Source organism: Brucella cytisi (assembly GCF_038433355.1).
GTDB lineage: Bacteria > Pseudomonadota > Alphaproteobacteria > Rhizobiales > Rhizobiaceae > Brucella > Brucella cytisi.
In genome coordinates this window covers 248,786-263,090 of the sequence record NZ_JBCAUP010000005.1, presented here as the reverse complement: position 1 = coordinate 263,090, position 14,305 = coordinate 248,786, and the positions used below count along the sequence as shown (strand labels likewise).

Here is a 14,305-nt window from a genome sequence, read left to right as displayed (position 1 = left end):
CTCTATTCAATCATGCGCTCGTTGCATGAAGCCGAACTCCATTGGACACGGCCAGAGGCTTCTACCGCCAAAATTAATGTCCTTGGCGGTAGAAACAGTGCTGAATAAGCTTAGAACTTTACGCTAAGCCGGGCCTTGCCCGCGTTTTGATTGAAGCTCGAACCATACTGACCTGTATATTCAAGACCCAGCGTCGTCTGATTGCCGAGATCAATATCAAAGCCAGCCTTGATAATCGCTGTGTCCTTCGCAATTGGTGCACCGGCCACTTCAAATACCGTTCCGGCATCGAACGAGGCTGCTGTCGTCGGAATGGTATCGCCATAGGCGTGCTGCCAGCCAGCCGTACCGTTAAGCCTTGCATTCATGCTGCCGAATACGACTGGAGCAGAAGCCCGAAGACCAATTGTGGTAAACGTGGTTGTCGCCGTTTCTTTTCCAATCCGGAGCGCGACATTCCCGCCATGTTCATCGAACCGCCCAGTTTGCAGGCGCACCACCGCAACATTTGCAAATGGCTCAATCGCCGTTCCGTTCACATCAAAACGATGCGAGAGTTCGCCGAATGCCTGAAAGGTGTCTGCGCTGTAATCGGCATCAAGACTTTCTGAAAAGCCCGGGAAAGCGACAAGGCGATCAGTTTCGATCTTGTGCCAGCTATAGGCAACACCTGCTTTGAGCCGTGTCGCGTCCCATTGAGTGCCCCCATAGATTCCCAGATGATAGTTGTCACTGTGGCCAGACGAGTTGCGATCATTCACATCGAAACTGGTGCGGCTATAGCCCGCGAGAGCGCCCAGCCTCCAATTCTCGACGACTTCCGCGTCATAGCCTGCAACAAAGCCGCCCGTTGATTGCTTCAGCTTGCCAGCATTTCCATCCGCGCCGGTTTCACTCCATTGGCCAAGTGCCTGCCCCCAGATCGCTGCGCGCGGTGCCAAAACCTGCGATGAAACCATGTCTGTTGCGACGGATGATGAGGCAGCACTCTGCGCGCTACCGCCAAACGCCGCGTCAACGCGTTCCATGACGGCATTGCGAACGATCGAACTGTCATTGATGATCGCAGTTCGCGTCGAAGCATGGATTTCCCCCGAAAGCGCGTCGAATGCGCGACGCGCATCCTCTTCACTGTCCTGCATGACAACCGTATCGTAGACGGCATTACCAGCACCAAGCCCCTCGACGGCCACCGCCACCGATTTCTGATTGCCTGTCTTTGCCGTAGCAGCGAAGTCGACGTCGTTGCGCGCGATGTTGAGGTAGACTGCGTTGGGATCATATGCCAGGCCAAGATCGACGAAAGGCGTGTTCTGGCTCAAATCGCCGAACGTACCCATAATGCCGCCTTCAGCACTTAAAATGGTGTAGCTCTTGCCGGGCATATAGGTGCCCGCGGCTTTTTCTATGTAGACCTTCGCGCCACCAAGCGTCGCCGTTCCGCTCACATCGATGCGGTCGCTTTTACCGGAAGCATCAATTTCCGCAACGTAAGTGGCTCCCGCATCAAAGGCCAGATTGCCATTGACCTTCAGCGTGCCGATAGAATTGCCCGGTGCGATGATACTGCCAGCGTGGGCATAAAGGCCTCCGACTGAACCTGCGCCAGCCAGATATGCGCCGTTTTCAACGCTGGCTGTGCCGACAAGGGATGCACCTGAATGGGATGCATCGCCAATGACCAGCCCACCTTCTTTTACAGTCGTACCGCCTGAATAGGTGTTGGCACCATTCAGAACCAGAACACCAGTGCCGGACTTCGTGAGACTGCCAGTACCATCAATGTTGCCGTCGAAGCGGGTATTGGCGGACTGGTCCACAGTCAGAGCTGCCGAACCAAGGCTCAATGTCCCGCCCTCGCCCATCAGCGACGACATGCTCACATTGAAATTGTTGAGATCGAGCTTGCCACCGTTCACCGAGAAGGCCGTACTGTCGACGAATGCCCCGTCCACGCCAGCCTTAAGTACTCCGCCTTCCACCAAGGTTCCGCCCGTATAGCTGTTTGCCTGGCCCAGAACGAGCGTACCAGCTCCGCCCTTGAGCAGCGCGCCCTCTCCTGTGGCCTGCTGCAGCAGCGTCACGCGGTTGTTTGCCTCCGCGATGTCGATCCATCCAACTCCCTCAAGGGACACGGTGCGATCCAGCGTTTTCATGTCGCTGCCCGTTATACGCAGACCGCCATCAATGAGACGCAGCCGAGCATCGGCATTGCCAAGAGCCGCATCTTCGCTGACGAGGATCGTCCCGCCGTCGGTGACAGCCGTTTCACCGATAAAGGAATGATCGTCGATGCAATAGTCCTTGATGGCCTGCTGGAAGCGCGCATCCGTGCTGTCGCAGTTCAGCAATGTCTTCTTTTCGTCAAGCGTCAGATCGTTCAGGATTGGTTTGCCATTGGCATCCGAAATCTGGCCAAGATAGAGATCTGTACGATGGTTGTTACGCGTTAGAACAAATTCCTTGTTCTTGTCCGCAAAACCATAAGCACTGGCACCCCAAACGAGGCGTGTTTTCTGAACTTGGTTTTCCGAATAGGTCTGTAACTGAGGCCCGACCCAGCGGAAATCGTGCGCAACGGGTTCGTGATCCGAGATTGCTTCCGGCTGGCCGCCCGGCCGCGTGACTTTTACTTCTTTAATCACCCCGGTGTAGGGATCATTTGGATCATCTACAATTTGATACCATTTCCCGAATGGTCGCGAGACGAGAAAGTGATCAATCTTGGCACGATCCCAACTCGCCCAGGTGTTGGTTGCGTCTTCGCCTGCCGATGGCCATGTGGTGCTACCATCGTTGAGATCATGAGGCTTGAAACCTTCGCGGGCTGCATCAGTCTGAAGCAACATATACTGCTTCTTGAGAACATTCATGGTAACCGGCGTGTTGTTATCAACCGCATATGTTTCTTCTTGCAGACCAACATCCTTACCAGCTCTGTAGGCGGCTGAAAGGGCGTCACCCCATTGCTTCCACGACAGGTTGTCGATGTTTTGTCCAGCATATGCTTCCTGAATGACCGCACGCATGGTCTGCTGATTGGCGTTAAGAACATATTGTCGTGTCAGGTCGCGGTAAAATGTATTGCCGTCAGACTGCTGCATCAGCCTAATTTGTGCATCAATGTGATGAAGACCGCGCTCGGAAACATCACCAGCATTGAAATCGCCAAGAACGATGATTGGCTGATTAAATCCTTTTGCCCATGTATTGAGGGCTTTGGCTTCGTTCAGGCGACCAGTTGAACCGTCTGCATAATCAAGATGAACCGTACCGATCATTGTCTGCGGGCGGGAACCTTGGGCATCCAGCTGAGTGTAGCTGACATAGCGCCCCTGCGTCGATCCACCCAGATTAAGTGTTCCAAACGTGCCTGGCAGACGCGAAATAATACCCACATCACCAATCTGCACGTTGCCGTAAGTCCCACGACCAGCGGTTTGGAGGAAATCGGGTATGCGTGTGACATAAGTACTACCGTTGATTTCCTGCATACCAAGGACATCAAAATTGGCTGCTGCCATAAAATCGGCGGTCAGTTCCGGGTTCTGTTTGAACTTGTTCCAGATATTCAGTGTCATGACGCGAATGTCATAGCTATCGGCCGCGCGTGCCGGAACAGCGGCCATTCCTGCAACTGCAACACCACATAAAAGCTGCGCAGTTAAAGCCAAAAGTTTTCGGTTACGTTTGGTTGTCCCCGGTACCATCCCTCAGTCCTTTTCTTGGAAAATGCATTCATCTCATCAATGTGACAGCTGGATTGATCATCCAACTTCACCTGATGTTGAAATGACAGAGATCAATGTCACTTTTATTACATTTTACTCTAGGGTGGCTCTGAAAGACCCGGTTATTCCGCCTCGTGAATAGACAATGTCATTAATATTACATTTTTATTTGATATCGCTTTTGGGAGATCTTGTGGCCTAAACCCACAATTTCCTTGCCTATTTCAACCTGGGAATGAGAGATGGATCTAAGCAACCACGCGCATAAGGATGCGACGGCAAATATGAACAAACTTTCCGGTTCCGGTGGCACGAAGAAAGAAACCCGGCAGCAAATGCTGCTTCAGTGGATTGAGAACAGCCATTATGTTTCGCTGGAGGAGATCGCTGAACGATTCCGCGTTACCACGCAAACAGCCAGACGTGACATTGCGGATCTGGAGCATCAGGGCAAAGTCAGAAGGTTACATGGTGGCGTTTCGCAGCTAGCACCACTGGACCCCATCACATATCGTCAGCGCAGGCATGATAGGGCAGATGAAAAGGCGCGAATTGCTGAAGCTGTGGTCGCGCTCATTCCCGATAACGCCACTATTTTTCTTGACACCGGCACCACATGCGAAGCCATAGCCAATGCGCTTATAAGCAGAGAAAGCCTGCATGTTGTCACCTATAGCCTGAGATCAGCCGCCATTATCAGTGAGAAAACAGATTTCACTTTAGCAGTTCCCGGTGGCTTCGTACGCCCTATCGATGGCGGGATGTTTCAGGAAGATACACCGGAATTCATTCGACGCTTCAAGTTCGACTATGCAATCATTTCCGTCAGCGGCGTTGATGTTGACGGTGATCTTTGTGACGACGACCATACGGAGGTGGCCGTCGTTTCAGCCGCATTGCGGCAGGCGGCACACAAGCTGCTCGCAGTGGACAGCTCAAAATTTGGCAAACGTGCGATGGTCAGACTTGGATCAGTTCAAGACATTACCGCCGTCGTAACTAATGAAATGCCGGCCCCGATTCTGTCTGGATTACTCGAGGAAGCCAGCATCCCTGTCATTCTTTCATCTTAGGCATGTTGGTGGCGGTACTGCCGTCCCCCTGGAACTCTTGGGTGAGTAAATGTTTGAAGGCCCCTCGTCGTCAATGAGCCGTTTGGTCTCGATTGTTATCGCGATTTGGATGCGTTGGCCGTGCAGTGAGGCTAAGCTCATCCGTGATCTAGCTTTTACCGGCTGCTCCTGCCAAAACTTCTCCTGCTGCCGAACCTAGCCCCGAGGGTATTGCATTCTTCACCAGCGTAAACATCAAGCGATTTGATCATATTCATAGACAAGGTCGAGGGATTGGTCTTGTCGTTCAAAGCTGTTGTGCAACTTTAACGCGATCATCTCCCTTAGCGCCCGCAATAATCGTGACATCTTTGCCAGGTCGACGCGTCTTCACTTCGCCAATCTCTTTCATCAAATGATGCAAAGCGTGCTTGGTGCCTTGTGAAAATGGTTTCCAACGCAGCGAAAGAGGCTGTTTCCCGAGGATTATGACATTCTATTGTTGTTAAGACGTCATATGAGCCATTTTTCTGTTTCGCTGGATGCGAACGACCTGTGATCGATCGGAACGCTAAGAAGTCGTATGACATTGGTGAGTTCCGCCCCATTTTCCATTCCTTCACCGACCGCATTTGGAAAGAGCAAAATTCTCACTTCTTCTCGGCGCAGTCACAATATCAGTTCAGCGGCAACACGTTCGAACGCTTAACCTGGCCCAAGGCGAAACTGGTTTCGATGGATGCTATATTGTCGAGCCGGGTTAGCCTGTCCTTGATGAAACGCTCATAGGCCTCAAGGTCCGCCGCAACGATTCGCATCAGATAATCGCGTTGACCTGTCATCAGGTAGCAATCCAGTACTTCCGGCCATCGTGAAACGGTTTCCTCGAACCGGTCGAGATCCTCCTCACGCTGACGCTCAAGCTTGATAGATGCAAAGGCATTGACAGGAAGGCTGACCCGCTTCTGGTCGACGATAGCCGCATAGCCCTTGATGATACCGGCCTTTTCCAGCATCCGCACCCGCCGGGCACAGGGCGAGGGTGAAAGACCAACCCTATCCGCCAATTCCCCGATGGAAATCTTGCCATCGGTCTGCAAGCTGACGAGGATCTTGCGGTCAATCATGTCTAGTTCGGAATCTGGCATAAAACACCAATTGTTGCGGTCGCATTGGTTATCGGAGCCAATATACTAGATTTGTAAGGACAAATATAGCCGGTTTTACCTGCCGGAATATTCTAGCATTTCCCGAAGTCAACGGCACCCGGGAGAGAGAAAGTGGTCGACCTGAATATGCTCGAGGAACTGGAACGCAAGGTTCTGTGGCTTGCGACATGGATGATCCATAATGCCAATCACTTGCGTGATAACGGCGACGGCCTCAAGGTTGGCGGGCATCAGGCATCATCCGCTTCGCTTGCGACGATCATGACAGCGCTATATTTTCATGCGCTGCGGCCAGAAGACCGGGTAGCGGTGAAACCCCATGCCAGCCCGATCTTCCATGCCATCCAGTATCTGTTCGGCAACCAGACACGCGACAAAATGGAGAACTTTCGGGGCTACAAGGGTGTGCAGTCCTACCCTTCACGCACCAAGGATACCGATGACGTGGATTTCTCCACCGGCTCGGTCGGTCTCGGCGTGGCACAAACGCTGTTTTCATCGCTGGTGCAGGATTACGTTCAGGCGAGGAACTGGAAGACCGCCGCCCCGGTGGGCAAGATGGTTGCCCTTGTTGGCGACGCCGAAATGGACGAAGGCAACATTTTCGAGGCGCTTCTTGAAGGCTGGAAGCACGGTGTACGCAACACCTGGTGGGTGGTCGACTACAATCGCCAGAGCCTAGACGCCGTGGTGCGCGAAGGTCTTTGGGAGCGTTTCGAGTCGATTTTCCGCAATTTCGGTTGGGATGTCGTTCTAATCAAGTACGGCACGCTGCAACAGGCGGCATTTGCCGAACCTGGCGGAGAAAAGCTGCGCGAGTGGATCGATGCATGTCCGAACCAGGACTATTCGGCCTTGACCTTTCAGGGCGGTGCGGCCTGGCGCAAGCGGCTGACGGATGATCTGGGTGATCAGGGACCGGTGTCGAAACTGATAGAGCGTCACAATAATGACGAGCTTGCGGCTCTGATGGCCAATCTCGGCGGCCATGACCTGGCAACGTTGCTCGGTGCTTTTGATGAGGCGCGCAAGCACGACCGTCCGGTATGCTTCATTACCTATACCATCAAGGGTTTTGGCCTGCCGCTGGCCGGCCACAAGGACAACCACGCCGGACTGTTGACGCCGACCCAGGTGGAGGCGCTGCGCGAGACAATGAATGTGCGCACCGGACATGAATGGGACATGTTCGAGGGAATGAACATTCCGGAACAGGCGGCACGCGACTTTCTGAAGACAGTTCCGTTTGTCCAGCGCGGACGCCGCCGTTTCGACGCCGCGAAAATTGCTGTGCCGGAAAAACTGGAATTCAATGCACAGTCCGCCATGTCCACCCAGCAGGGTTTCGGCTTCATCATGCACGAGATTGCCCGCGCCGATACGCCGTTCGCATCCCGCGTCGTCACGACCTCACCCGATGTTACGGTCTCGACCAATCTCGGCGCATGGGTCAACCGGCGCGGTTTGTTCTCGCGGGAAACCATGGCCGATCTTTTCAGAACAGAACGCATTCCCTCTACCTATAACTGGGCCTTCTCGCCTGCCGGGCAGCATATGGAACTGGGTATAGCTGAAATGAACCTTTTCATCATGCTCTCGGCACTTGGTCTTTCCCATTCGATTTTCGGAGAACGGCTGCTGCCTGTCGGTACGCTTTACGACCCGTTCATCGAACGTGGTCTCGATGCACTCAACCACGCCTGTTATCAAGATGCCCGCTTCATGCTGGTCGCGACGCCCGCTGGTGTAACACTCGCACCAGAAGGTGGGGCGCACCAGTCCATCGCAACACCGCTGATAGGTATAGCGCAGGATGGTCTCGCCAGTTTCGAGCCTGCCTTTGTGGACGAGCTTGCGGTGATGATGCGCTGGGGGTTCGAACATATGCAGCGCTCTGGAGAGACCCCGGCAGGCGATTCGACCTTGCTTCGTGACGATAATGGCGGCTCGACCTATCTGCGCCTGTCGACCCGCACCATCGACCAGCCGATGCGCCAGATGACAGCGCAGCTTGAACAGGACATCGTCAGCGGTGCCTACTGGATGCGCAAACCCGGCCCCGCTGTCCAGGTGATTATTGCCTATACGGGTGCGATAGCCCCCGAGGCGATAGAGGCAACCGGCCTGATGAGCGAGGACCGCCGTGATATCGGACTTCTGGCCGTCACATCCGCTGACAGGCTCAATGCCGGCTGGACCGCGGCGCAAAAAGCGCGTGAAGGCGGGCTTTCTCACGCCGATAGCCATATCGAACGCCTGCTGGCCGATGTTCCTCCCCATTGCGGTATCGTTACGGTCATTGATGGTCACCCGGCAACGCTTGGCTGGCTGGGTTCAGTACACGGACATCGCACACGCCCGCTCGGGGTCGACCACTTCGGGCAGGCCGGTTCTATCGCCGAACTTTACCGTCATTACGGTATCGATACACATGGCATTATACGCGCCGCCGAGTCGGTCAGCCCGGGCAAACCGATCAGGTGTTTCAGATTGGTCTGAGCGCAGCCTTCGTAAGACTCCACTTCAACTATTAGCGCCGCGCGTCCTGCCAGTTTTCAAAAGAAAATCACGGATACCGGCGCGTTTGGAGTACTCTCCTCTTTTCCCGAAGCTGACCAGTCGACTATAGTCTCGGGATGAATATAGACCGGCTAAAAACCAAAGCTGCTTCGGAACTGGTTCTTGATGGTGTAGGCGCGCCCTATCAACAGATCGAGAGAGCCATTCGCAACAAAATACAAACCGGCGCCTGGCCACCGGGTTACCGGATTCCACCCGAAGAGGAACTGGCGGTCAGCCTTGGCGTATCCCGCGCGCCGCTCAACAAGGTGCTTAATAACCTTGCCAATGCCAAGATCATCGTGCGGCGGCGGCGGCTTGGCACTTTCGTCAGCGAACGGACTGATAATCATGCCGTGATCGGCATTATAGATATTCGCAACAAGATCGAGCAATCCGGCAAGGAATACAGTTTCGAGCTCCTGAAACGCGAGATCGTCAATGGCGAAGACGCCTATGGTTGGCAGGAAGCCGTTCGCGACGAGCGGCTTTTGCGGCTGGAACTTGTTCACAAGGCAAATGGCGTGAACGAAGTTTTCGAGGAACGCTTCATACGCATTTCTGTCATTCCGGAAGTCGAACTCCAGAAATTCGATGCCGTGCTTCCCAATGAGTGGTTGCTTGCGCGGTTGCCCTGTACAAGGCTGATCAATACGATCCGGGCCGCAAACCCCGACCGCAGGATTGCAAAGGTGCTCGGCCTAACAACAAACGAGCCGGTGTTGGTATCGGAGCGGCGAACATGGGCTCACAATGATGCGCTGACTTGGGTAAAGCTATCATTTCCGGGCTACCGCAACGAGTTCGTCGGCGAATTCAGCCCTCTTGAACCCCTAGCGAACCTCTCCTGACCGCATTTTACAAGGTGAACGACGTGGACAGAATTGCGGATATGGGCGCTCTCTCGCGAGACCTTCGTGAAAAGTCTTTTCGGGAAGCGCCGCAGGAGATAGTGCTGGTCGTATCGTCTGACCCGCTAAACAAGGCCTACCTATCCGGCTATGTCAGCATGACGCATGACCTTGCACCTGCCTACAGATCGGCAGTTCTGGCCTCACGCGATCAGGTCTCGCTGGTTGTGAGCGCGGCCGATGCCGGTCCGGCTCATGCTTTTTTTTCGGATCCAAGCCAGCTCTACCGTTATGGAGAATTCTACTTCGAAACCAACGATGATGTGTTTTCAGAATTCGGCAAAGATCCCTATGCCGATTTTCAACAAGCCCTTGCCGAAGCAATCAGAGCAAAGCGGTCTGAAGACGGTCTTGTCGGCGTGGATCGATCGAATGACGATATGGCTTGGGTGCTGTGCTGCGAAATTCTCGGGGATAATAGAGTGCGAGATATCACTACTGATCTGGCACGAGCGCGCGCAACCAAGACCGAAGGCGAGATCGCACGCCTTCGTAAAGCCAGTGAAGTTGTTGAGCAGGGTTTTCGAACGGTAGCGGAAATCGCCAGAACTGGTATAACCGAACGTGAACTTGCGGCCGAGATTACTCGTTGCATCGTCGCAGGCGGCGGCGTGCCGCGCTTCGTTTCTGTAACATCAGGCGAAAGATCAGCGCTTGCCGACGCTTACCCGACGAACCGGAAAATACTGGCTGGAGATATCCTCCGGATCGATGCTGGGTGCACGGTCGACGGGTACTGGTCGGATATAGGCCGGACTTTCGTGTTTGGCGAACCCGATTCCCGGCAGTTCAGGATTTACGAGGCGTTGTATGCCGGGCTCGAAGCGGAACTGTCAGCCGTGCGTGCCGGTATACCTGCTGAGGATCTCTTTGCAATCGCCGTGGAAAGTGTTCAATCCAGCGGGATTCCTCACTACCGGCGACAACATTGCGGGCATGGCATTGGGTTGCGATCATATGACAATCCAACGATCCGACCCGGCGAGGCGACGCCACTGCTCGAAGGTATGTGTCTGTGTCTAGAAACCCCCTATTACGAAATCGGCGTCGATGGAATGATGATTGAGGACATGATACGGGTTACCGAAACGGGCTATGAGCCACTTACGACGATTTCACGCGAACTCGTCGTCATTTCCTGATTTCACCTTACTATTCGACTGGCGCGCAGAGACCGTATAAAGCATCCCCAGCGGCAGTTAGAGTAGGAAATCTTCGATAGACCACAATTCCATCTGCAGCGAAGCAAAGCTCTGTCGGTTCACCGAGCGGCGAACCGACGTGATGCAGATATCCCGCCAAGTCGCCCTTGTTCACAGTCGATCCCACCTGCTTCAACGGCTCAAAAAGACCATCCGACACCGCATAGATCGATGTTTCAGGCGGCAGCATCCTGAGCATTCGGGTCGTTGGCTTGTCCGGTGCAGCAAGGTCGGGTGCGACACCGAAGTCCCGCAGAACACGGCGTATTCCCGCTTCAGCCAGCGTTATGCCGCCTTGCGACAATCCGGGCCCGCCGCCAAGCTCCGTGGTCAGGGCCGCAAGCCCATGCGCGACAGCCGATGCGTAGAGCGTCGTTGCGCCGCCGCCGCCCCGGCCATCGGTGAGAATGGTGTCGGGCGCGGCAAAACAGTCGAGCAGCGCGGCAATGCGCGCCTCCTGCTCGGGCGTGCGCCCGCGATGGGCAAAGGAAACCGGCATATAATCCAGCGAGCTACCGCCCGAATGAAGGTCCAGCACATAATCGGCCAGCGGAAACAGAACTGTGGTTAGATAATGGGCAATCATGGCCGTCGGCCCACCATTTGCTGTACCCGGAAACAGCCGGTTGAGATTGCCCGAATCGAGTGGCGAATTTCTGCGCCCGGCAATAACGGCCGGACGGTTTAACTCAGGCATGATGATGACGCGGCCCTTCACCTCGGTCTTAAGCAATGCGGTGGCAATCCTGCGCAGGGCAATCTGCCCTTCATACTCGTCGCCATGCGTACCTGCAGCGAGGAGAACTGTCGGACCTTCGCCACCATTGATGCAGACCATGGGCACCGGAATCCAGCCGTAGGCCGATGTATCGGACGAAAAAGGCACGCGAGCATAATCAATCTGCACGCCGCGCCGCTCGAAATCGATTGTCGTCCAGACCTGGCTTTTCATCTCGCTTGTCATTTTGGCTCGCTTGTTTCTACTTAATCGGCTCATTGCGGTAAAAATATTCGGCTCACATGCGTTTCATACGAAACTCCGGGGCTGTCGGTACTGCGGCTGCAAGGCATGCCGCAACGACACAGATAATGGCTGTAGTTACAAGAACCGGCGTTATCCCGAGTCCTTGCGACAAAGGCGCCATTGCCGAAAGCCCCAGTGGCGCGAGTCCGTAGGATACGATAAAATCCAGTGAGGAAACGCGGGCCAACTTGCGACACTCAATTTCGCCCTGAATGGCGGTAAACCAGATGACGTTGAAAAGCTCCATTCCGAAACCCGCGATCACATAGGACGCCATCGGTATCCAGAAAACTTCCGGTACCAGGAGGCTGAGAGGGACCACGCTATAGGCTCCAAGACCGGCAAGTGCCCACCAACCTCTTTTGACAGGTTGCCAGTATGAGATCGCAATGCCGCCGAGAAGTGCGCCGGACATATAGGCCATCACACTGCCGGCGAGCAGGCTGGCATTGTTGTATACGGTCGTGCTTATCAGCGGCACGAGAACGCCGGTAACAGAATAGCCTGTCGCCACCACCGCCGACAGGGCAGCCAGAGATGCAAAGAACCACGGATGGCGGCGGGCTTCATGATAGCCTTCGAGCAAATCTAAGATAAATCTTTCAGCAAGGCCTTTACCGGCTGCTGCCCGCCCGATCTCCACCTGCGGTTCAGCGGGCCATGGCGGAAGCAGGGCACTGACTATCCACATCATGCCGATTACCAGAAACGCTGAACCAAGCCCGAACACGGTTGCAATGATCGTGGCCGCCGCCGGGCCGACAAGAATCGTCGCTCGTACCGAAAAACTGAGTGCAGCATTGGCAATACGAAGCTCTGCTTCCTGTACCAGTGCCGGAACGATTGACTGGTAAACAGGCCTGCAAGCGCCCTGCCCCATGCCTGAAAGTACAACGCCCATAGCGGTGAGAATGGAGAGCGGCCGCGTATCTCCGGCAACGTCAAGGAATATCAGAGCCGCGCCGCAGGCGGCGATCAGGCTTGATGCCAGAATAATCCGACGACTTCCCACCCGATCCGCCATTACGCCTGCAATCGGCACGGCAGCGAGAAAGCCTACCGAGCGCAGCGCAAGAAAGATGCCCAGATCGATCGTGGAGAGAACACTCTCCGAAACGGCAATACCGAGAACGAATGGTAGCGCCCACGTGGCAAAACCCGATGCGGTATTACCAGACCAGAGCCGGAAAAAACCTATTGAACGAACACTGGACACAGTCCTAGTTACCCGGACCGGGCGTGTTCGTGCTTTTGCGGATTTCCTCGAGAATGCGAACCCAACTGCGCACGCCCTTATGGAAACGCCCGACATCGTAACGTTCATCCGGTGCATGAATGGCATCATCGGGCAAGATGAAGCCAATCACGATACAATCGATGCCCAGCATATGGCGGAATTGTTGCGCAAGCGGAATAGACCCACCGGAACCCTTGAGAACAGTTGGCTTTCCCCATTCCTCCGCAAGGCCGCGGGCGGTGGCTTTCACAAACGGATTGTCCTCAGGCATCGTGACGGCGCTGCTTCCGGGAAAACCCTCAAATTCCGCCGTGCAACCATACGGCAGACGAGCTCGTACAAAGGCCTGGAAAAGTTCGCGTATCCTTGCCGGATCCTGCCCTTCCACCAGCCGGAAGGAAAGCCGCGCTGTTGCCGAGCCGGGAATGACCGAGCGCTCGCCCGGTCCCTGGTTGCCGCCGGTAATGCCGTTTATATCAACGGTGGGCCGCCCCCAGATGGCTTCCAGAAGCGAATAGCCATTCTCGATAACGCCGCCGCGCAGATCGACTTTCTCAACCAGATCGGTCTCTTGCCCGAGCGCCTGCCATTGCTGGCGAAGCTCCGGGGAAATATCCTTCACATCATCATAAAATCCTTCGATTGTTACGCGGCCATTTTCATCGTGAATGCCCGCGAGGATACGGCTGAGAATGCGAACCGGATTGGCCGCAACCGCACCAAAAAATCCTGAATGCAGATCGTCATTTGGCGTCTTTATAACGATTTTTTCGTGGAGAAGACCCTTGAGGCGAATGCTCAGTGCTGGCTGTGTGGGCGACCACATATCGCTATCACATATGAAAGCCACGTCGCAGGACAGTTCTTCTTTGTGCGCCTCAAGAAAGGCGGGTAGGCTATGGGATCCGGATTCTTCCTCGCCTTCCAGCAGCACAATCACCTGGCCCGGAAAATCCCCATGAATATTTTTCCAGGCGCGCAACCCCTCGATGAATGTCCAGAGCTGGCTTTTGCTATCCGATGCGCCACGGCCATAGAAGCGGCGAAGCCCGTCTTCCTCTATAATCTCCGGCGCGAAAGGTGCATGTTTCCAGGCCTGCGGCTCGCCAACCGGCTGCACATCGTAATGCCCGTAAAACAGCATTCGCGGAGTTTTTTCGACAACCGTGCCGGTTGAACGGGCAAGCACCAATGGGTGACCTTCGGTTTCGACAACCCGCGCCTTAAAGCCGAGCTGCGCAAGTTCATTCTCAAGCCAGCGCGCCGCATGGTCAATCCCTTCGACGCCTGAAGAATCGCTCGAAATGGAGGGGATCGCTATTAGCTCAAGGAGTTTGTGGAGTCCTTCCTCAAGATTACGATCTGCTTCCTGAAGCGCAGCGTCGATAGCATTTCCGGCGAATTTGACATCCTCGACCAT

9 protein-coding genes are annotated in these 14,305 nt (G+C 54.8%); 4 read left to right on the top strand and 5 right to left on the bottom strand.

From position 1 onward, the window contains the following. Positions 1–110 precede the first annotated feature (110 nt). Positions 111–3,629: an autotransporter domain-containing protein gene (locus tag AAE521_RS07395; RefSeq protein WP_342060909.1), complete on the bottom strand. Its 3,519-nt coding sequence runs from the start codon at positions 3,627–3,629 to the stop codon at positions 111–113. Between the two features lie 344 nt (positions 3,630–3,973). Here AAE521_RS07395 and AAE521_RS07390 point away from each other — a divergent pair, with 344 nt between their 5' ends. Beyond that, entirely contained in the window at positions 3,974–4,804 is an 831-nt protein-coding gene (locus tag AAE521_RS07390) for a DeoR/GlpR family DNA-binding transcription regulator (protein ID WP_084094237.1), read from the top strand. A gap of 656 nt (positions 4,805–5,460) precedes the next feature. On the opposite strand, the gene AAE521_RS07385 is transcribed toward AAE521_RS07390, so the two are convergent. Beyond that, positions 5,461–5,931 carry an Lrp/AsnC family transcriptional regulator gene (locus tag AAE521_RS07385; RefSeq protein ID WP_071632348.1) on the bottom strand — a complete coding sequence of 157 codons (471 nt, stop codon included), beginning with the start codon at positions 5,929–5,931 and terminating at the stop codon, positions 5,461–5,463. Between the two features lie 147 nt (positions 5,932–6,078). Between AAE521_RS07385 and AAE521_RS07380 the strand changes: the two genes are divergently transcribed. From AAE521_RS07380 to AAE521_RS07370, 3 genes are all read left to right on the top strand, one after another. Then, positions 6,079–8,451: a transketolase gene (locus AAE521_RS07380; RefSeq protein WP_342060944.1), complete on the top strand. Its 2,373-nt coding sequence runs from the start codon at positions 6,079–6,081 to the stop codon at positions 8,449–8,451. Between the two features lie 137 nt (positions 8,452–8,588). Further along, entirely contained in the window at positions 8,589–9,362 is a 774-nt protein-coding gene (locus AAE521_RS07375; RefSeq protein ID WP_342060908.1) for a GntR family transcriptional regulator, read from the top strand. A gap of 23 nt (positions 9,363–9,385) precedes the next feature. After that, the gene (locus AAE521_RS07370; protein ID WP_143132774.1) at positions 9,386–10,564 is read left to right on the top strand and encodes a M24 family metallopeptidase; all 1,179 of its coding nucleotides are present in this window, start codon (positions 9,386–9,388) and stop codon (positions 10,562–10,564) included. 10 nt (positions 10,565–10,574) lie between these two features. Here the strand turns inward: AAE521_RS07370 and AAE521_RS07365 are convergent, their stop codons facing one another. From AAE521_RS07365 to AAE521_RS07355, 3 genes are read right to left on the bottom strand one after another with little or no spacing between them, the layout of a single operon-like run. Next, positions 10,575–11,588, bottom strand: a complete 1,014-nt coding sequence (locus tag AAE521_RS07365; protein WP_342060907.1) for a succinylglutamate desuccinylase/aspartoacylase family protein — start codon at positions 11,586–11,588, stop codon at positions 10,575–10,577. A 52-nt stretch (positions 11,589–11,640) separates the two neighbouring features. Then, positions 11,641–12,864, bottom strand: a complete 1,224-nt coding sequence (locus tag AAE521_RS07360; protein WP_342060906.1) for an MFS transporter — start codon at positions 12,862–12,864, stop codon at positions 11,641–11,643. A 4-nt stretch (positions 12,865–12,868) separates the two neighbouring features. Beyond that, entirely contained in the window at positions 12,869–14,305 is a 1,437-nt protein-coding gene (locus AAE521_RS07355) for a M20/M25/M40 family metallo-hydrolase (protein WP_342060905.1), read from the bottom strand.

Coding starts and splice junctions, on each gene's coding strand:
- AAE521_RS07395 (WP_342060909.1), bottom strand. CDS start 3,629: ATGGCCGCTGTTCCGGCACGCGCGGCCGATAGCTATGACATTCGCGTC.
- AAE521_RS07390 (WP_084094237.1), top strand. CDS start 3,974: ATGGATCTAAGCAACCACGCGCATAAGGATGCGACGGCAAATATGAAC.
- AAE521_RS07385 (WP_071632348.1), bottom strand. CDS start 5,931: ATGCCAGATTCCGAACTAGACATGATTGACCGCAAGATCCTCGTCAGC.
- AAE521_RS07380 (WP_342060944.1), top strand. CDS start 6,079: ATGCTCGAGGAACTGGAACGCAAGGTTCTGTGGCTTGCGACATGGATG.
- AAE521_RS07375 (WP_342060908.1), top strand. CDS start 8,589: ATGAATATAGACCGGCTAAAAACCAAAGCTGCTTCGGAACTGGTTCTT.
- AAE521_RS07365 (WP_342060907.1), bottom strand. CDS start 11,588: ATGACAAGCGAGATGAAAAGCCAGGTCTGGACGACAATCGATTTCGAG.
- AAE521_RS07355 (WP_342060905.1), bottom strand. CDS start 14,305: ATGGTCGAGGATGTCAAATTCGCCGGAAATGCTATCGACGCTGCGCTT.